General features: G+C 40.5%; 18 protein-coding genes. 2 read left to right on the top strand and 16 right to left on the bottom strand.

The features are described 5' to 3' along the window. Nucleotides 1-26: 26 nt before the first annotated feature. The 4 genes from hpf to KSU66_RS04095 form a co-directional block, all read right to left on the bottom strand. The gene (gene hpf / locus KSU66_RS04110) at nucleotides 27-593 is read right to left on the bottom strand and encodes a ribosome hibernation-promoting factor, HPF/YfiA family (RefSeq protein WP_269050143.1); all 567 of its coding nucleotides are present in this window, start codon (nucleotides 591-593) and stop codon (nucleotides 27-29) included. 265 nt (nucleotides 594-858) lie between these two features. Continuing rightward, nucleotides 859-1,473 carry a ComF family protein gene (locus tag KSU66_RS04105; RefSeq protein WP_269050142.1) on the bottom strand — a complete coding sequence of 205 codons (615 nt, stop codon included), beginning with the start codon at nucleotides 1,471-1,473 and terminating at the stop codon, nucleotides 859-861. Next, complete coding sequence (locus KSU66_RS04100; protein WP_269050141.1) at nucleotides 1,470-2,849, bottom strand: DEAD/DEAH box helicase; 1,380 nt, start codon at nucleotides 2,847-2,849, stop codon at nucleotides 1,470-1,472. The genes KSU66_RS04105 and KSU66_RS04100 overlap by 4 nt, the downstream gene beginning before the upstream one ends. A gap of 20 nt (nucleotides 2,850-2,869) precedes the next feature. Continuing rightward, nucleotides 2,870-3,715: a DegV family protein gene (locus KSU66_RS04095; RefSeq protein ID WP_269050140.1), complete on the bottom strand. Its 846-nt coding sequence runs from the start codon at nucleotides 3,713-3,715 to the stop codon at nucleotides 2,870-2,872. Nucleotides 3,716-3,891: 176 nt separating this feature from the next. Here KSU66_RS04095 and KSU66_RS04090 point away from each other — a divergent pair, with 176 nt between their 5' ends. Then, a complete protein-coding gene (locus KSU66_RS04090) occupies nucleotides 3,892-4,668 on the top strand; it encodes an enoyl-CoA hydratase-related protein (protein ID WP_269050139.1) in 777 nt (258 codons plus the stop codon). 100 nt (nucleotides 4,669-4,768) lie between these two features. Here KSU66_RS04090 and KSU66_RS04085 read toward each other — a convergent pair whose 3' ends face one another. The 4 genes from KSU66_RS04085 to KSU66_RS04070 all read right to left on the bottom strand — a co-directional run bounded on the left by KSU66_RS04085 (nucleotide 4,769) and on the right by KSU66_RS04070 (nucleotide 9,853). Then, on the bottom strand, nucleotides 4,769-5,797 hold the full coding sequence (locus KSU66_RS04085) for an ABC transporter permease (protein ID WP_269050138.1): 1,029 nt from the start codon (nucleotides 5,795-5,797) through the stop codon (nucleotides 4,769-4,771). After that, nucleotides 5,794-6,525: an ABC transporter ATP-binding protein gene (locus KSU66_RS04080; protein ID WP_269050137.1), complete on the bottom strand. Its 732-nt coding sequence runs from the start codon at nucleotides 6,523-6,525 to the stop codon at nucleotides 5,794-5,796. Before KSU66_RS04080 ends, KSU66_RS04085 begins: the two co-directional genes overlap by 4 nt. Nucleotides 6,526-6,630: 105 nt before the next feature. After that, a complete protein-coding gene (locus KSU66_RS04075; protein ID WP_269050136.1) occupies nucleotides 6,631-8,607 on the bottom strand; it encodes a S9 family peptidase in 1,977 nt (658 codons plus the stop codon). Nucleotides 8,608-8,761: 154 nt separating this feature from the next. Continuing rightward, nucleotides 8,762-9,853, bottom strand: a complete 1,092-nt coding sequence (locus KSU66_RS04070; protein WP_269050135.1) for a CotH kinase family protein — start codon at nucleotides 9,851-9,853, stop codon at nucleotides 8,762-8,764. Nucleotides 9,854-10,189: 336 nt separating this feature from the next. Between KSU66_RS04070 and KSU66_RS04065 the strand changes: the two genes are divergently transcribed. Then, complete coding sequence (locus KSU66_RS04065; RefSeq protein WP_269050134.1) at nucleotides 10,190-10,558, top strand: hypothetical protein; 369 nt, start codon at nucleotides 10,190-10,192, stop codon at nucleotides 10,556-10,558. An 80-nt stretch (nucleotides 10,559-10,638) separates the two neighbouring features. On the opposite strand, the gene KSU66_RS04060 is transcribed toward KSU66_RS04065, so the two are convergent. From KSU66_RS04060 to KSU66_RS04025, 8 genes are all read right to left on the bottom strand, one after another. After that, nucleotides 10,639-11,046 carry a disulfide oxidoreductase gene (locus tag KSU66_RS04060; RefSeq protein ID WP_269050133.1) on the bottom strand — a complete coding sequence of 136 codons (408 nt, stop codon included), beginning with the start codon at nucleotides 11,044-11,046 and terminating at the stop codon, nucleotides 10,639-10,641. Next, the gene (locus KSU66_RS04055) at nucleotides 11,036-11,680 is read right to left on the bottom strand and encodes a DsbA family protein (protein WP_269050132.1); all 645 of its coding nucleotides are present in this window, start codon (nucleotides 11,678-11,680) and stop codon (nucleotides 11,036-11,038) included. Before KSU66_RS04055 ends, KSU66_RS04060 begins: the two co-directional genes overlap by 11 nt. Before the next feature lie 210 nt (nucleotides 11,681-11,890). Then, on the bottom strand, nucleotides 11,891-13,276 hold the full coding sequence (gene nhaC / locus KSU66_RS04050; protein ID WP_269050131.1) for a Na+/H+ antiporter NhaC: 1,386 nt from the start codon (nucleotides 13,274-13,276) through the stop codon (nucleotides 11,891-11,893). Nucleotides 13,277-13,696: 420 nt separating this feature from the next. Then, nucleotides 13,697-14,161 (bottom strand): GNAT family N-acetyltransferase, encoded by a 465-nt coding sequence (locus tag KSU66_RS04045; RefSeq protein WP_269050130.1) that lies wholly within the window; start codon nucleotides 14,159-14,161, stop codon nucleotides 13,697-13,699. Nucleotides 14,162-14,260: 99 nt separating this feature from the next. Next, nucleotides 14,261-15,814 (bottom strand): fatty acid--CoA ligase family protein, encoded by a 1,554-nt coding sequence (locus KSU66_RS04040; protein WP_269050129.1) that lies wholly within the window; start codon nucleotides 15,812-15,814, stop codon nucleotides 14,261-14,263. Between the two features lie 165 nt (nucleotides 15,815-15,979). Then, nucleotides 15,980-17,914: an ABC transporter permease gene (locus KSU66_RS04035; RefSeq protein WP_269050128.1), complete on the bottom strand. Its 1,935-nt coding sequence runs from the start codon at nucleotides 17,912-17,914 to the stop codon at nucleotides 15,980-15,982. Further along, a complete protein-coding gene (locus KSU66_RS04030; RefSeq protein WP_269050127.1) occupies nucleotides 17,886-18,686 on the bottom strand; it encodes an ABC transporter ATP-binding protein in 801 nt (266 codons plus the stop codon). The genes KSU66_RS04035 and KSU66_RS04030 overlap by 29 nt, the downstream gene beginning before the upstream one ends. Continuing rightward, complete coding sequence (locus tag KSU66_RS04025) at nucleotides 18,616-19,455, bottom strand: sensor histidine kinase (protein WP_269050126.1); 840 nt, start codon at nucleotides 19,453-19,455, stop codon at nucleotides 18,616-18,618. The genes KSU66_RS04030 and KSU66_RS04025 overlap by 71 nt, the downstream gene beginning before the upstream one ends. Nucleotides 19,456-19,471: the final 16 nt, after the last annotated feature.

Genomic DNA, 19,471 nt, shown 5'->3' with positions numbered 1-19,471 from the left:
CCTAAGGATTCCTTTTATTCATTCATTTAGTTTGTTTCAATTAATCCGTACTGTCCATCTTTGCGTTTATAAACAATATTTGTTTCGTCAGACTCTGCGTCTGTGTAAACGAAGAACGCGTGGCCAAGCATATTCATTTGAAGAATCGCTTCTTCTTCGTCCATAGGTTTTAAATCGAATCGCTTCGTACGTACGACCGAGAATTCCTGGTCTTCTTCACTCGCGTAATCATTCGCTTGAGAGTTGGCTTTATTTACCGATTCAAAGAATGCTGCCACTCCTTCGCGTTCACGGTATTTACGGTTCACTCTTGTTTTATATTTTCGAATCTGACGTTCCAGTTTGTCAACAATTAGATCGACCGCTGCATACAGGTCAGTATGACGCTCCTCAGCACGGAGTGTTAAGTTTTTCATCGGAATTGTTACTTCCACTTTCGTTTGTTTATCATTATACACTTTCATATTTACGTTTGCAGTTGCGTTCGCACCCTCAGTGAAGTATCTCTCAAGTTTTTCAATTTTCTTCTCAACGTGTTCGCGAATCGCTGGAGTTACCTCGATGTTCTCACCACGAATATTAAAGTTTAGCATAAATGAACTCCTCCTTTATTGGTACTACTTGTATACTTCTATATCTTCCCTTAAAAACCCTTCATGAAACATAATATTTTTTCAGAAAACTGTCGTTTCATGACAAAACGTTGCGGGGTCAACCTTTACTTAATTTGTTGATTTTCAATCTTTTCTTTCTGGGAAGTAAATTCGTTCAAATGCCAGGCTAGTAAGGAATTTATCTTACTGTATATAGAATCTATCATACTTCGGATCATTTGAATAGTGAATTATTGGTATATTCTCATAACTGTCTTTTAGCACGAATAAGCGTCACTGCCTCGATTCTTTTTGCACCTGCTTCTTTCAAAACAGTTACCGCATGACGAAGCGTTGTGCCTGTTGTGTAAATATCATCGATTAGTATATAAAAGGCGTTTGGATTTATTGTCGAATGTTGTCGAAGTTTAAATAATGGATCCATCGCAAGCCGCTCTTTTTTCGATTTTTCTCCCATAGATTCGGTCCCCGTTTTTTCAAGTAAATGAACAAATGGTATATCCGCATACTTTAGAACTTCATCTACATGTGCAAACGTCCGCGCGGCTAGTTTTTCCGGATGCATTGGAATTGGCACAATCGTGGCTTCTTTCGGCAAATATCGTCTAAGTTCATTGGCAAAAACGCCCGCTAGTGCAACGTCTTGTAAAAACTTGAACTGATGCAAGTAGTTACGCATCGCTTCATTGTATGAATAAAGTGAAGCGACTTGACTGAATCCAGTATTTTCTTTTATATTAATTCGTTGGAACTGCCCTAAACATTTTGTACAAATAAGTGCTTGCTTATCCATTCCCAAAAGTGATTTCCACGACAAAGAGGCAGTAAGTCTTGTTTCGCAAAGAAGGCACTCCTTCATAGCGAACCTTCCTCTTTATTCAGACGGATGATTTCTTTTTTCGCATCGTCCATTGCATATGTAATACCGTGATGAAATAAAACGAAATCACCATCTGGGTGCTCGTTTGATCTGCCAACACGTCCACCAATTTGAATTAAAGCACCTTTGTTAAATATGCGTTGCTCCGCCCCGACAACTGCAACTTGAACGTTTGGAATCGTAATGCCACGTTCTAAAATAGTTGTCGTTAATAAGCCTGGAATTTTTTGATCACGCAGTGCTTGAACTCGTTCTTTCCGGTTTTCATGGGACGCGTGAACCGCGTAGATAGTTGGAACAAGTTGTTGAAACAAAGGCTCCGCTTCTTCCATTAGGGCGATGTTATGAAAAAAGACTAGAAACGGTTCTTTATGTTGAAGACGCTGTTCGGTCCATTTTATTAGCTTATTTGGAAGTTTCTTTTTTTTGATTTGCTTCGAATAATTCCAAAGTGAATCGTAGCGTGGGATGGGTAATGGATGCCCATGATAACGCCGGTTAATGGTTGAAACTTGTCCTGTACGCTTTATGTCCGCGATAAGTTGTGCAGATGGTGTTGCCGTAACTGAATGGATTGGCGCGCTAGGTTTTGCGGCTTTACGGACTGCTTTTCTTAATGTTTCGTCTGCCGTATATGGAAATGCATCCGCTTCATCGACAAAAATGGCATCAAATGCACGATAGAATCGATACAGTTGGTGAGTCGTCGCAAGAATAAGTTGCGCGGGACCTTCCCCGGGTTCCGCACCGCCGTATAATGCGTTGATTGTCGTTTTTGGAAATGCCTTGCGTAGACGTGGTTCGAGTTCAAGAATGACATCGACTCTCGGTGCTGCAATGCACACACGTTTTCCGCCCGTCAGTAATTTGTGGATTGGTTGAAAGAGGATTTCCGTTTTTCCCGCGCCGCAAACTGCATGAACAAGATGCGGTCTGCCTTTATCGGTACTTTCGGAAAGTTCATAGGATGCTTTTTGCTGACGTGGCGTGAGAACCCCTGCCCAAGCGAGTTCGTGGTTTTCTGGATATTTTGGTTGTTCTCCGGCCCAAATGATCAGTTCTGTACACGACGAAACACGCCCCATTTTAAGGCACTGTCTGCAATACGCGCATGGTCCATTGCATTTCGCGCAGTCAAATATTGTGAAACGTGATTGGGTGTCGTTTTCACATCGGTTACAGAAATGATTGGATTGACCTGTAAATGTCTTTTTACTTGTTATTCCGGGAATGATTTGAATCACTCCTGATTCGATATGGGTATCTATTATTTCTTTTGGAAAAGAAGTGTGTAGGCGCAACCAAATACGCCCAGTAAGAAAGTTTCTAAGATTTGTATCGAATGCATTCGTCACTTATCGCACCCCCCAACTACTTATACTTTTCTTTTCACCCAACCAAGTCCCATAGCACCTTCGCCAAGATGTGTTCCGATAACTGGACCGAAATGACTAATTGTAAATTGAACATTCGGTAACCGCTCAGACAACTCGGTAAGCCAAACTTTAGCATCGTCCGGACGATTGCCATGAATAATGACAGCTTCAAGCAACATCGTTTCAGCGTCTTCAGCAAGCATGTCTGCAATTCGTTTCATCGCTTTTTTGCGTGTGCGAATTTTTTCAAACGGCACGATGACCTTTTCTTGAAAATGAAGCAATGGTTTTACTTGGAGAAGTCCACCAATTAGCGCTTGTGCTGCGGATAATCTACCACCCCTTTGTAGATGGGTAAGATCATCCACCATGAAATAAGCACGCATCGACGTTTTCATTTCATTCAACTCGTCCATTATGACGCCAGGTGCAGCTCCTTCATTGGCCAATTGCGCCGCGCGAATTACATAAAACCCTTGTAAATAACATGAGATTTCAGAATCGAACGCATGCACAGAAAGGTCGTCTACCATATCCCCAGCTTGAATGGCACCTGCAAATGTTCCACTAATTCCGCCGGACAAGTGAATTGAAATGACTGCATCGTATTCTTCCTTTAACGATTCAAATAGTTCAACAAACCTTCCAATTGGTGGTTGCGATGTCTTTGGTAATGAATTTTCGCCGCGCACTTTATTATAAAAATCAGTCGCACTAATATCTATTTCTTCATCGTATACTTCCCCGTCCAGCGTGACGGATAACGGAATCATGTGGATGTTTAATTCTTTTCTAATATAGCTCGGTAAATAAGCCGTGCTATCTGTAACAACTGCTGTTCTCATTCAAGTTCAACTCCTACCCCTATTCTACATAAAATGCATGCAAATGGGAATCTGAAGATGTCGAAAGAAGTATGTATATTAATTGACTATGTAGCAAATTCCCTATGTATAGCAACATATCAGAATTAATGGTATATTTTACTTTGAATATTTATTAGATAAAGGGGGATTCATATATGGAATTAGTTAGTTATGAACAAAAGGGGAATCTTGCTTTCGTTACGTTGAATCGTCCAGGGGCAATGAATGCATTTAACTATGACATGTTGGTTGATCTTGGACATATTACCGAATCCATTCGCATCAATCCAGATATTCGTGTTGTCATTTTTACTGGTTCTGGGGACCGAGCGTTCAGTGTAGGCGCTGACTTGAAGGAGCGTAAAACACTTACTGATGTACAAGTGAAACGTAATATTTACAAAATCGGGGAAGTTTTCACGGCAATTGAAGGATTGCCACAACCTACAATTGCGAGGATGAATGGCTTTGCTTTTGGCGGCGGAATGGAACTTGCGCTTGCCTGTGATTTCCGAATTGCAGCGGATACGGCGCTAATGGGGCTGACTGAAACTGGACTCGGCATTATTCCGGGAGCTGGTGGAACACAACGTTTACCACGGTTAATTGGCGAAGCGAAGGCACTCGAACTTATTTTGACTGCAAAGCGGATGACAGCGGCCGAAGCATATAATTATGGTGTCGTTACAAAAGTAGTTGCTTCTTATGATCTTATCCAGGAAACGGCTGATTTCGCGGACTCCATACTCGCCAATGGGCCAATTGCCTTGCAACAAGCTAAATTTGCGATTAAACACGGGATGAACGTAGATTTACAGACTGGACTTGCCATTGAGCGCAAAGCGTATGAAATTACGATTCCTACAGAGGACCGTGTTGAAGCGCTAACGGCATTTGCAGAAAAACGCAAGCCTGTGTTTAAAGGAAAATAAGAATAAGCATGTGAAAAGGGACACAAAACTGTAATGGTTTTGGTCCCTTTATTTTGTCGTTATATTGAAGTTGGGAAAAACAGTGAAAGATATTCAGCATTTATATTTTACGATATTTGCGTAGCGCAACGATATTTATCGTAATGAACAGCAGTGAAAATCCCCCCAAAGCGAGGATGTCCATATAAATTTCACTCCACCCATATCCCCTTACCATCACATCCCGCAACGCTTCCGCCGCATAATACAACGGTGTCATCAGACCAATCCAACTAAGCCACCCCGGAATTGTTTCCAAGTTGAACAATCCTGAAAAGAAAATTTGTGGAATAACAACGATTGGGATGAACTGAATCATTTGAAGTTCGTTATTCGCAAATGACGACAATAAAATGCCGAGTGTGAGCGCTGTTAGGGCAAGCAGCAAGGTAATTAAGAGCACATAACGGAATGCTCCTTCCATTACCATTCCTAGAGCATAAATGGTATATGCCGCAATAATTGTAGATTGGATAATCGTGAATACGCCAAAACCGATGACATATCCGGCAACGATTTCCCATCTGCGTAAGGGACTTGCCATCAGCCTTTCAAGCGTACCTGTTGTGCGCTCCCTCAAAAATGATACACCGGCGATAAGAAATACAAAGAAGAATACGAAAAATCCGAGTAAAACAGGACCAAAATAATCAAACATTCCCATATCCTTGGAACCGTGTAAATAATCGATTTTCAATCCAGGTTCGTTGGTTGCTTCGTGTCCCGATGGCAAAGCAATTTGAAGCCACTTCATCGTAGCTCCCGCAACACTTGGGTCACTTCCCTCAAGGACGACAGATGGCACTTGCCCATCAAATAGGAGATACCCATCGAGTTTTGACGCAGCTAACTCTTTTTCCGCATCCAATTCATTCGTAAACTTGGTCAGTTTCGCACCTTCAGAACTGATTTGATTGGCAATTGTGTCGGGAACATTAACCAAGCCCACTTTGGGAACGTAATCCCCGCCACTAAATACTAAATGTAACATCGTAAGGACAAGGATTGGGGCAAATATAAGAAGTCCGATTGTGCGTTTGTCTCGCACAATTTGCCGCAAAATTCTTGTCACTAAAGCCATAACTCTCATTTTTCTGCACCTCCGTAAACAAGAAATGCCTCTTCAATTGTTCCCGTGTTCGTTCGTTCTTTTAGTTCGTTCGGTGTGCCAACCGCAATAAGACGACCATCTCGCATAAGTCCTAGTCGATCACATTTTCCCGCCTCATCCATAACATGCGTCGTTACAATAAGCGTTTTTCCTTGTTTCTTCAAATCGTCAAATGCTTCCCAAATACTTTTCCGTAAAACCGGGTCGATGCCAACAGTTGGCTCATCGAGAATGATTAATTCCGGTTCGTGAAGAAGTGCAATTGCGAGTGACAAACGCCTTTTCATCCCACCAGAGTAATTTTTCACCAATTTCTTTACGTCATTGGAAAGCTTAACGAGTTCCATCACTTCTTTTATTCTGTCGGCTTGCTTCTTCCCTTTTAATCCATAAAGAGCCGAAAAGAAATCCATGTTTTCTTTTGCGGATAAATCCTCATACAACCCATCTGCTTGTGCCATATAACCGATTCGGTTAATCAATTGAAGTGATGGCATCTTTTCTTGAAATACATAATTTTCACCCGAAGTGGGTGTATCGAGTCCAGCCAATTGTTTCACTAACGTCGTTTTCCCCGCACCAGATGGACCAAGAAGGCCGAATATCTCCCCCTCGATAATTTCTAAATTAATGTCTTCTAGTACTTGCTGTTTCCCAAAACTTTTCGACACATGACGGATCGACACACATTCTTTAACTTCTTGCATTCGTTACCCCCCTTTTATTAGCAACGAGTGATTACTCACCACTTATTGTATGCAAAAGCAGTCATCCCGCTGAGTGGAATGACTGCCTTATTAGATAAATTCTATTTACAAATACTTCGCGAACCAGCTTGTAATCTCATCCAATCTTGCAACGCGCAAATTCGGCGTACCATTGCGTGATAAGTTATGATCCCCATCCGGAAAACGTACAAATTCTGTTTCTTTTCCCATACTTTTCAATGTAATATATAATTGTTCCGCCTGCTCAATCGGGCAGCGAAGATCCTTTTCCGAATGTACGATTAGCAGCGGTGTTTCGACGTTTTCTGCATATTTCAGCGGGGATATATCCCATAGTTTCTCCACTTCGGTCATGTCCGCACCGTGCTGCCAGTCATTGAAATAATAACCAATATCAGATACACCGTAAAAACTAATCCAGTTTGAAATCGAACGCTGCGTAACCGCCGCCTTAAAGCGATTCGTATGACCAACAATCCAGTTCGTCATAAAACCACCGTAACTTCCGCCCGTTACACCAAGTCGGTCCGTGTCAATCCAATCATTTTCCCCGATTACAAAGTCGAGTCCCGCCATAATATCTTCATAGTCGCCGCCACCATAATCGCCACGCACCGCATCTACAAATTCTTGACTATATCCATGACTTCCGCGTGGGTTTACATACAATACCCCATATCCCTCAGCCGCCAGTAACTGCATTTCATGGGAAAACGTATTCGCATACATCGTAGCCGGGCCACCGTGGATATTTACAATAAGCGGATATTTTGTTCCTTCTTCAAATCCAAACGGCTTCATTAGCCAACCATGCACGTCCCACTCTTTTGCACCTTTATAAGAAATAGCTTGCGGTTCAACGAGTTCCACTTCTTTTAGATACATTTCATTAAATGAAGTAAGCACTGTACGTTCTCCGGTTACAATCTTCTGCTTATACAACTCTCCTGGACTTATCGAATTACTGACAGCGACAAGCGCAAACTCGCCGTCGACCGTAACATCATAATCGTAAATATGTTCATTTTCCGGTGAAGCGGGATACACTTCCCCTTCAAGCGTTGCGAAATAAAGGCGGACATCCCCCATCGTAGAAATTTGGAAATACAACTGGTTATCCTTCGTCCAGACAACAGCCGGCGCACTTACTCCTTGTTGATGATCCCCAACGACGTGATCCCCAACAGGCGAATCAATACCTTCCGTTAAATTCACACAACTTCCATCTTGCGTATCATAGATATATAAATCGGCTTGTGTTGTATTTTGAAATGTCCTGTCTGCCCCGGCGTAAGCAATATACCGATCATCGCTTGAAAACGTCGCACCACCAAAACTTCCTTCTTCATCGACAAGTATTGTTTCTTCTTTCGACTCTACGTCGACAATATAAAGTGGCTGACGGAACTCGAAATCTTGATTTTCATTCCGATTGACACCTATAACTAATTTCTTCCCGTCATTCGATACAGCCTGTAGTCCAAATTGATGATTGCCTTCGGTAAATTGGATTACATCTTCTGTTTCAATATCGACAACACCAATTTGTCTGAATGAATCCTGGGGCAATAAACCTAAGCCGTCCATCTGATATTTCATTTTCGTTACACGGTACGGTTTCGGTTGTTTCTTCTCTTCTTTTTCTTCCTTATCCGTAAACGTTTTACCTTCTTTAACGACCGCATTCACCCACACTTTTTTTCCGCAAGGCGACCATAGGAAACTTGATAAGCCGCCTTCAAATGATGTAAGTTTTTTTGCTTCGCCGCCTTTTGTAGATAAAATAAACAATTGTTTTTTCTCTTCGCGGTCCGATAAGAATGCAAGTTGTTTGCCATCTGCGGACCATTCAGGTGAGGAAATGCGTCCTTTCCCATGCGTCCACTGCGTCACTTCATTTGATACAAGATCCACATGAAACAGATTCGCTATATACGTATTATCCTTTTCATCGATATGCGTCCGAACAAACACGGCTTCCTTACCATTCGGCGATATCATTGGATTCGTCACGGACTGTAATTTAAACAGATCATTCACTTCTAATTTACGTTTTCCCATTATAAATTCCCCCTATTTCTCTATATCTACTTATTTCGACAACCGGAGAAGTTATCCTTCATTACTTTTTAATATAGAGGGATGCTACTATATATGTTGAATTGAAATAGGTATTTTATACTTACCTTTGTAGAATATTGAATTACGAAATCGATTAAGTTAAATTAGTTAATTCAGTTCTTATATACTTCCCCCTAGCTTCGATAAAATCCAATATATATACCAATTCTTTATCAAACAAATCGAGTCCATCTTTTACATAAGGATCTTTTTCAACGAAAGGCCTTATCAAACCATGTATCTGTTGTATTTTCGGCTTCATATACGCCACATTAAATTTGCTATCTAAAATTTCCTCCAACAAGAGTTTGTATTGATGTCGAAACTTTTTCACGTCAAGAATTCTTGCGGTTAGCGTGTTGAAACCTTCAATTCGTAAATAATCTTCCTCCATCACTTCTCCGTTTACATCCCTTCCCCATGTCGCATCGTAATCCCAAGGGATGACTTCAAATAATCCGGTATCACTATTTTGGTAAAGCGCATAATTATGAACGAATCCATCAAAGTTTTGAGTACAAACAACACCCGCCAGCCAGCGAAGATACTTATCCACATTTATATACTTTATAATTTCATCTTCAAACGCTTCTTTAGAAATCGTGTTTACTTTTATAATCATTTCTTCTAAATGACCTTTATCTTGAGCCGTTCCATTTTTCATTTCATATCCTAACCCAAGTGACGTCTTTACTTCTTCCTCTAAATCACTCATTAACGAAAAATTAGCATCGCCATCAACCGCATAAAATATCGCCCCTGTCGGAAGTTGTCGATTTCCCAGGAAATATGCATCCACTGATTCCAACTCTAAATAAAGCCCCTCATTTTTCCCATTCAACTTCAATAAAACAAATTGTGATTTGGGTGACAAGCATCCGATATCATAAAAAAAATCTAACGATAATTTATTTCTCAATAAAGAAGGATCTTTAAATTCCGCATTCAAATGAATTTCTTTTGCATTTCTATACATACCCGGTTTATAAAACGATATGCGATACGACTTCTTTTTTAAATCCCGGATATGATTGCCTCGATAAGCAAGATCGATGTCATACTTCTTCTTGTAAATCGTTAATTTGGCGGCTACCGGATCGTCAATCCATATATCTTTTCGCAACTCACTTATAGTCGCTGGATGAATGAACAGTTTATATTCAGGAATTTGTATGGCTGTTTTCATATGAACCCTTCCTTTCCCTATTAAGTATTCGTATGAATGAAGAAAGGAATGTATCACTGTATCATGGATTGAATCATTTTTTTCGTTCTTGTAAACATTTGTCCATTGCATAGGCCTTATAACTACATAGCTTATAGAAGGGGAAGGTATATGCACTAACGGCCATAGAGTTCTTTAAAAGGGATATTTATACGTTTCCTTTCTCTTAATAAAAAAAGAAAGGAGGAGCGAATTTGTCCACTTTTTCAAGAAATGATATAAACAAAGCGGTTGAACATGCTCACGGTTCCGGATTAGACAGCTTTATGTTCCAAGAGCCTTTCAGTCATAAAGGCTGTGGCAAAGGGTGTGGATGCGCTTCCTGCAAGCAGCATCGAACAACTAAGAAATGTTGCAAACAACGAACAAGTAAAAAATGTTGTGCACCGGTCAAGCAACAACGTACAAGCAGAAAATGTTGTGCACCAATTAAACAACAACGTACGAGTAGAAAACGCTGTGCACCCATTCAACAACAGCGATGCACAAACAACTTTGGGCGTACTGGAGGAAGCCGTGTTTGGAGGCCTACTACGGGTTGCAACCAACGTCGTACGACAAGAACTCTGCGGTGTACGTGCAAAAGCCGAAGAACCTCTTGTAACCAACGATGTAGAGGTCGAAACACCCGAAATTGGAACAATTGCCTATTTTAGAAAAGCATAACGAAAAACCCTTTCCACAACGGAAAGGGTTTTTCGTTATACGAGTTCGGAATCGTCCACTTAGAAAATTTCTTGATTAGTCTATTTTTTGCGCTTCCAAAGCATGAGCATCATCATTGTAATGAACAAAAAGGCAATGAGCGCCAAAAAAGGAATCGTAATAAAACCTAACCAGTTAATATATTGTCCTGAACATGGAACACCACTTGCGCACATACTAAATTCGTCTAATGCTGGAATCTTTTGCAACGCATAATGATAACCCGAAACAAGTACACCTATGGCAGACATCGGAAGTACGTACTTATAAATATCCTGGTCATTTCGATAAAATGCAATGCCAAGAAAAAGAACAAGCGGATACATAAAAATACGTTGATACCAGCAGAACGTACACGGAACAAAATCCATCTGTTCACTAAAAAATAAACTTCCCGCCATCGCTATGATCGACACTACCCAGGCAAAGAGTAGCGGCTTATTTACCACTTTTAGCCGCTTTTTCTACCATTTTCGTAAAGTCATCGAGTGTTCTTCCCTCGAATTCCTTTCCACCAATAAAAATAGTCGGTGTTGAAGCTACACCTAGATTATTTGCCGTTTTCATATCTTTCTTCCAAGCTTCTATGCCTTCACTATTTTTGTAAGCAAGCATAACTTTTTCCACTTCTTCGGAACTTGCGACTTCTGTTAGAACTGCTTCCAAAAATTCATCCGTGAAGAGATTTGGTTGGCCAGCTGCCGTTGTTTGATTGGCGAACAATAAGTTGTGGAAGTCCCAGAATGTTTCATCACCGAGTTCCTTGTAAACTGTCTCCGCAAATTGTGCAGCTATATTTGAATCAGCAGCAAGAAATGAGTAGTTCATAAAGTAAAACTTCGCTTTCCCTGTCTCGACTAATTCTTCATAAATCACCGGAAAGAGGCTTTCATTAAAATCTTTACAACTTGGGCATTTATAATCCCCGAATTCGACAATATCAACTGGTGCGGACGCCTCACCTATAAAAGGTTGTCCTTCATAGTCAATGACAACCGACTTTTCATTAATATTCGTTAAAGCAATAATACCAACAACACAAACAGCAAATATACCAATAATCCAAAAAACTTTCTTATTCATACTAAAACACTCCCAATTCAAATTATATCAATGTAGTGTAATGGTCTACACAAGTGCGTAAGTAAATGAACTGCCTGATTTTTACTAACTGTTCACCTCACACTACACACTGTAGTATGAGCTATTTAACCAATCAAGAAATAATGATTGTAAATGAGCCTTTTAAAAACTTTGTAACATTTGTAATACGAAAAGGAACATAAAGAAGATTCACTTAGTCTTCGTTAGACTTAACGTCTTTCCAGTAAATCCAAACAGAATCGTTAGTATTGGCGAAAGCAGACAAAAGAATGCAAATGGCAAATACTCTAACGTAGAAACACCCAGTACTCCCGTGATGAATATTCCACAAACACTCCATGGCACTAACGGGTTAACGACCGTACCGGCATCCTCCATCACCCGACTTAAATTTTTCCCTTCGAGCCCTACTTTCTCAAATTGCGATCGAAAAGCCTGTCCCGTCAAAAGAATTGATAAATACTGCTCACCTATTAACACGTTAATGCCAATCGCGGTTAAAGCGGCTGTTGCGATTACTGAAGATGCTTTTTTCAACAATCCTTCAATTTTCCCCAATAAACATTGTACGATTCCAAGTGTAAATAATAACCCACCCATACTAAGCGCTAGCAAAACTAAACCAATTGTAAATAGCATACTTTCCATACCACCTCGTGAAAGAAGCGCATCAATATCGGCAATACCCGTAGTAGAAACAAAACCGCCAAAAAGAATATCAAATACTTGTGACGCGCTATAACTTTGGTGAAAAAAAGATATACCGATGGCACTTATTGAACTGACTGCTAATGTCATAAGTGCCGGAACCTTCGATATCGTCAATATAAAAAGAACGAGTAATGGAGTCAATGTATACCAATGAATCATTCCTGTTTCCAATAGACCTTCTTGAAAAAAGGAGATTTTATCGACATTAGTCAACGTTACATTTGGCGAAAGAACTCCGAAAATAAGAAATGATAAAAGAAACGCCGGAACGGTCGTCCAACCCATGTTTCGAATATGTTCAAACAAATCGACGCCTACGATTGAAGCCGCTAGATTGGTCGTATCAGAAAGGGGCGACATTTTGTCTCCAAAAAATGCGCCCGAAACAATTGCGCCCGCTGTGATTGCCAACGACAAGTCAAGCACCGTTGCCATCCCAATAAATGCAACACCGACTGTTGCGACCGTTGTCAATGAACTACCGATTGATATTCCGACAATCGACGTCACAACAAATACAATTGCAAAGAAATACGAAGGCGATATCAAGTTAAATCCGGCATAGATTAACGTCGGAATCGTCCCACTCATCATCCAGCTACTAATTAATATCCCGATGAAGAAAAAGAGAAACACTGCGCTCATTCCAGCTCCAGCGCCGTCAACTAATCCTTTTTCAAGCTTGCGGTACGAAATTTTTTTAAGTAAACCATAGCAAATCAATAATAAAATAGATAATAATATCGGTATATGCGGTACGGACTTAAACCGAATAATACTAATACTTATAATCGCGACTATTGACGCCACAAGTACTGATGACTCTTTGAATGTGGGTGACATAATTGATTTAATTTGAAACAAAACGGAGTCCTCCTAAGTAATTGAATTGTGAAATAAATACAAAAAGACCTTCCATCCCATGGAAAGGGACGAAGGTATTCTCCGCGTTACCACCCTATTTGATGGACCTAAACAGTCTGGGCCATCCACTTCATTTTCAATTTGAGTAAATCAAATGGTGTACTTCATACATATTGCTGCCTGAACTCCCATCAACCATTCAGTCTCTTCTTGCTGCCCACAATATGATTACTGTACCATCTCTCAAGATTATTTTATTTTCCACGAATGCAATTGAATAGAATTTTATCACGTACCATGTGTAAGTCAAGTTATATATACTTAAGAAACGACATCCCAATACTAAGTCCGTGATTACGGACTGGTTAGAAAGTACCTATACTACACGCTTCGAAAAAATATCCTTATTTCCACTTATAATTAGATGTGGAATTTCATCCCCTCATGGGTTGCTTTAAACCCTAATTGTTCATAAAAATGTAATGCATCTTTTCTTTTTTTGTCTGTTGTTAACTGAACGATGTGACAGCCACGCTCTTTGGCGCGTTCAATGGCCCACTCAATTAACTTTCTTCCAATTCCTTTTCCGCGTACCGCGGGGGCAGTGCGAACACCTTCAATAGTTGCTCTCCATCCACCTTGATAAGTTAGATAGGGTATAAACGTTATTTGTTGAACACCAACGATTTCTTCTTTGTAACACGCCACGACCAATTCATTATTTGGATCAGAGTCAATCGACTTAAATGCTTGAAGATAGGAATCCGGTAACGGTTGTTCATAACGCTCCCTTGTACTTCCCAACACATCATCCGAAAGCATTTGTATAATCGAATCCAAGTCTTTTTCCGTCGCCATCCTAAAAGTAACTTCTTTACTATCCATCAGATAAGCCCCCCCTTTTACTATATATTATTTCATTTTCATATCCCTTATCAACTATAATTCACCATATAAAAACACCGCACAAAGGCGGTGTTCGATTTAGATTGTCACATAATTTTTCAATGTCCGCCTTAAAATTTTACCAGTTGTATTTTTCGGTAGTTCATCCAAAAACTCGATTTTCTTCGGGACTTTGTACTTTGCCAAGCGGTTCGCACAAAACGCAATTAGCGCTTCCGCGTTCGTATCTTCACCATCTTTCAAGACAACAAATGCATGAACAGATTCACCGAAATCGGGATCTGGCACACCAATAACAGCCGCTTCGACGATGTCACGATGTGTAAACAACACTTCTTCCACTTCACGTGGATAGACATTATACCCACCAACGATGACAAGATCTTTTTTCCGGTCAACAATATAGAAATACCCATTTTCGTCACGCGTAGCCATGTCCCCCGTGTACAACCAACCGTTACGAATAGTAGCTTCTGTTTCCTCAGGCATCTTATAATATCCTTTCATGACGTTCGGTCCACGAACAATAAGTTCGCCGACTTCCCCATCCGGAACTTCATCGCCCAATTCGTTGACAACTTTGTTTTCAACGTTGGTAATATTCATGCCAATTGAACCCGGGATACGTTCACGGTCATGCGGATTAAAACATGTAACTGGTGAAGCCTCAGATAATCCATACCCTTCGGAAATTCTCACCTTGAATTTCTCTTCAAAATTGTGAAGTAAAGCAACCGGTAGCGACGAGCCGCCCGAAATCGAGACTCGAACCGATTTGAAATCGGTTGGGTTAGCATCCGGGAACTGATACAAGAAGTTGTACATCGTCGGAACACCCGCAAATATCGTCGCTTGCTGCTCCTTCACCGTGTTGAACACATCCGCCGGGCTAAATCGTGGAACGAGCAAAATGGTCGCCCCTCTTAAAAGTGGCGCGTTGACAACTACAGTAAGTGCGAACACATGGAAAACTGGAAGTGTCGCCACAACGCGATCATCTTCCGTAAAGTTAAGATACTCCGCGACATCCCGCGCATTTGAGTACAGATTACCATGTGTTAGCATGGCCCCTTTTGGACTTCCCGTCGTTCCCGAAGTATATAGGATGACAGCGGTTTCATTGGCATCCACAGGGACGGGTTCTACGTTCGTTTTTCCAGTCGCAATGAGCTCAGTGAATGAATGTACTTTAGACTTAATCGCTTCTGGTAGTGCCGCTATTTTTTCGGGTGTCTCGGGGACAGTTTCACAAATAATATATTGTTCAACCGTTGGAAACGCACCCGATGCCTGTTCAACAAGAGGTAGAAGTAAATCCAGTGCAACAACCGCTTTCGCATCACTGTTATGTATAATGTACGAAATTTCGTCCGGCGTATAGATTGGATTGACCGGAATTGCCGTCGCACCAATTCGCATAGTTGCGTAAAGAGATATTAAGAAGTGCGGTGTATTTCCTAGTAAAAATGCTACATGATCCCCTTTTTCAATCCCAAGATCTTGAAGTGCCGATGCAAACATTGAAACGGATTGGTCGAACTCCGCGTATGACGTATCTTTCCCCATAAAATGATACGCGGTCTTTTCTGGCTGTGCCAGCGCCTTTTCGTGAACACAAGTAACTAGATTCATAAGCCCATCTCCCTTTTTTTAATCAATTACACCTCGGTATGATTAGGTCCAAATTTTGAACCCCGCTGAATGAAGTCAAGTGAATGACTATTCAATTAACTATTAAATTCATTATATAAGAAAAGTTCCGACAATACAAGCTACCAAAAACGCAAACGCCGATAACTAACTCGGCGCTTTAATATGCGCAAGGTAACGCCAGCGGATTAAATAGAAATATGTAATCTGCATAATTGTAAATCCAACGAGCACAATGGTTAACTCTTTAACAATTGAAATTTCCGCGAGTGCATCCCATATAACTTGCAACGATAAAAAAGCAAATGCACTATGAAGTAAAGCAATCCCCCACGGAAAAAAGAATTGCGGAATCAGTTGTCTGTTGACGATTTTCTTAAATTCACGGTCGGTAAGGCCCATCCGCCGCAATACTTCAAACTGTTTACGATCCCGGTCAAGCGTTGTATATAATCGAAAGTAAATAAAACTGCCCGATGCAAGAAGAAACACAGCCGCAAGAAGAAGACCTATTAAAAGCAATAATGAAAACGTTGTACGAATAATCGAGTAGTTCATCCCCGGATTATCAAAAGTATACGAAAGTGAATCTGTCGTCCCCAACATAAATGAGTCCGTAATTGTATCGTCAATGGAGGAACCAATATCCTTCGTTCGTTGCCACTCCGGTATGTCGAATGCATAATACACCGACGGCTGCAATTCACCAGCTGTTGGTATCTTGGACACTTTGTTAAAATCTACATCATTTAATACAATTGCATTTGCACCGACCGCATATGATGGCAGTATTTGATATGGATATGCACCAGCAATTTCTATATACAAATTACTTTCTTCAAGCGCTGTACGAACAATTCGCGAGTTTAAACTTTTATATGAGGAAGAAGAAGGCGGTAAAAATAAGGCACTTCCTTCATTCAAATGAATAGATTCATGACCCAAACGATTCCCTATCTGATTGACATCAGAAATACTAAGTATTGAAACCACTCTATTTGTATAGACAGATGTTTGATATAAAATTGGCATCTTAGCCATAAAGTATTCAATATCATTTTCTTGGAGTTCCTGTTCAAGTTGTGCAATATGTTCTTCTTCAAACGGATTATCTGCTTCGCTTTTATAGACAAGTGCAAGCGGATTCATTTCCCTATATTGCGATGCAAACGACGACAAGGATGCTAATGTGCCGACGGACATAAATGCAAGCGTAGAGACAATTGCCACAATAAAAAACATCCGCCCATTTTCACGCAAACTTACAATCGCCTCTGAGATTGACAACAACCTAAAATGTTTCCAATAAAATCGTTTTCGCCCCTTAATTTTGTGAAGTAGAAGCGGTAAAGAATCTGTAAAAAAATAAAATGTTCCTATTGTTGCAAGCGGAGGTACGAGAAAAACCAGACTCAAAATAAGCCTGTTCGATGTTGACGCCGCCATTGCATACGACACCCCGAGGCAAATGAGACCAAAATAGCCGCGGGATTTCGAGTATTCATGCTCTCCTTTTCCCCCTGCTTCACCGCTTATTAAATCCGCAACTTCTCTAGTCCGAATAAATATAGGAGCAACTAATGAAATAATTATAAATAAACTCAAAAATGCACCAACCGTCAATGCAAACGGTTTCCATGACAAATAAAGTGGCAATGCGGGCAAAAGAACAATTTCCCGTACGGCCATCAAAAAGAATTTAGAAAACGAATAGCCAAGGACTGTTCCCGCAACAATTGAAGTAATACCGATAAGCATCGTTTCTATAAAAATAAGCTTTTGCAACTGCCGTTTCGCCATTCCCAAATGCAACAAAATGCCAAACTCTTTTGACCTTGCATGTAGAAAGGCTCGCATCGAATAAAACAAGAAAAATAAAGTGAATATATAAAGGACAATTTCTGCGACACCCATTCCAATCAGTGCAATTTCCTGCACAAATCGATTTTCAATAGATGGATGAAATAAAAGCATGGAATAAAGAAAAAACACCATAACTGAAAAAGCACTTGCCATAAAAAATGCTGCATAGATTCTTCGATTACGAACAACGTTACGGTAAGCGAATTGACGAAAGGTCATGATGGCCCCCTAGAAGTGAAAGTACGTTCAAAATCCGTTGAAAAAAAGTTTGCCGCCGCTCGTCTTTGTATATTTCATTGAAAAACTCACCATCTTTTATAAACAACACACGGTCACAATAGCTTGCCGCGATTGGATCATGCGTTACCATAATTATTGTTGTCCGTTCGGTCGCATTAATACGACTAAGCAGTTCGAGAACATCTTTCGCCGACTTAGAATCTAAATTTCCAGTTGGTTCATCTGCTAATATAATTTTCGGTTTGTGAATAAGTGCCCGCCCAATCGCTGTACGCTGCGCTTGCCCACCAGACAGCTCATCGGACCTTTTGTCAAGAATATCTGATAAGCCAAGTTGCTGTGAAACTTTTGCAACTCTTTTTTCCATTTCATTTAACGGCACCCCATCGAGTGTCAACGGCAAGACAAGATTTTCTTCAACCGTTAGCATTTGAAGTAAATTTATATCTTGGAAAACGAAACCTAGATTTCGGCGTCTGAAAAGGGCAAGGTCATTTTGCGATAACGATTCAGGTTCGATATTATTAATCGTAATTCGACCGTATGTCGGTAAATCGATTGTCGAAATCAGGTTCAAAAGCGTCGTTTTCCCACTTCCAGATGGCCCCATCACCGCCACAAATTCACCTTCCATCGCTTCAAAGTCAAGTCGATTCACTGCCCGATGCATAACCTTTCCTTCATAAATCTTCGTTACTTCTTTTAAATCCACTATTTTGTCCAGTGTGATCACCCTCCTTTGATTCCCCATTTTCAAATAGCACCGCTACGCTTGTTCCAGCATTCCTCTCGGACTCAATAGTTATACGGTGACCAAGTTTCCCGCATACTTCCGACGCTATGTACAACCCCATTCCGGTTGACTCGCCGGTTAGCCGACCATTTTCACCAGTGAAAAAAGCCTTCATGATACGGTTTAAGTCCGATGATGGAATCCCTACGCCTTCGTCTTTCACGTTAAGTAAAATTCCCTGTTCGGTACACTCTGCCGTCAAATAGACTTTCTTACCTTTTTCAAATGTATATTTCACAGCGTTTGTTATAAATTGTATAAGAACAACCCGTATCCATTTTGGATCTGTTGCAACAATATAATTCTCATCGATTGAAATTACTGGAAAGACGCCATTCGCTATGAACAATCTTTTATGTTCCGTCACAACTTCTTGGACAAGTTTTTTCAATTGAACTTTTTCAATTTGCATATCACGTTCAAATGTTTCCAACCGTGCATTTAGTAAGACCATATTCAGCCCTAACTGAATCCGTTCGATTTCTTCAGTAATACTTTCACGGTCCACTTCACCGTCTTCTTGTAATAGAAGTCCAATAACAGAAATAGGTGTTTTCATCTGATGTACCCAATGATTCATGAAGTCTTGTTGCCTGTTTTGTGCTACGTACAACGCTTGTACTTCATTTTGATAAACCTTATATAACACACGCATGAACCTGGACACTTCCGCATGTTCGGGTGCTGGTGCATAAGGAATAAGGGCATCTTCCATTCTTTCAGGCATACGTGTAATTTTGCTG

It is taken from the genome of Sporosarcina sp. G11-34, from assembly GCF_026931025.1.
The sequence above is the reverse complement of the archived record's forward strand: the minus strand, read 5'-3'. Positions and strand labels throughout refer to the sequence as shown.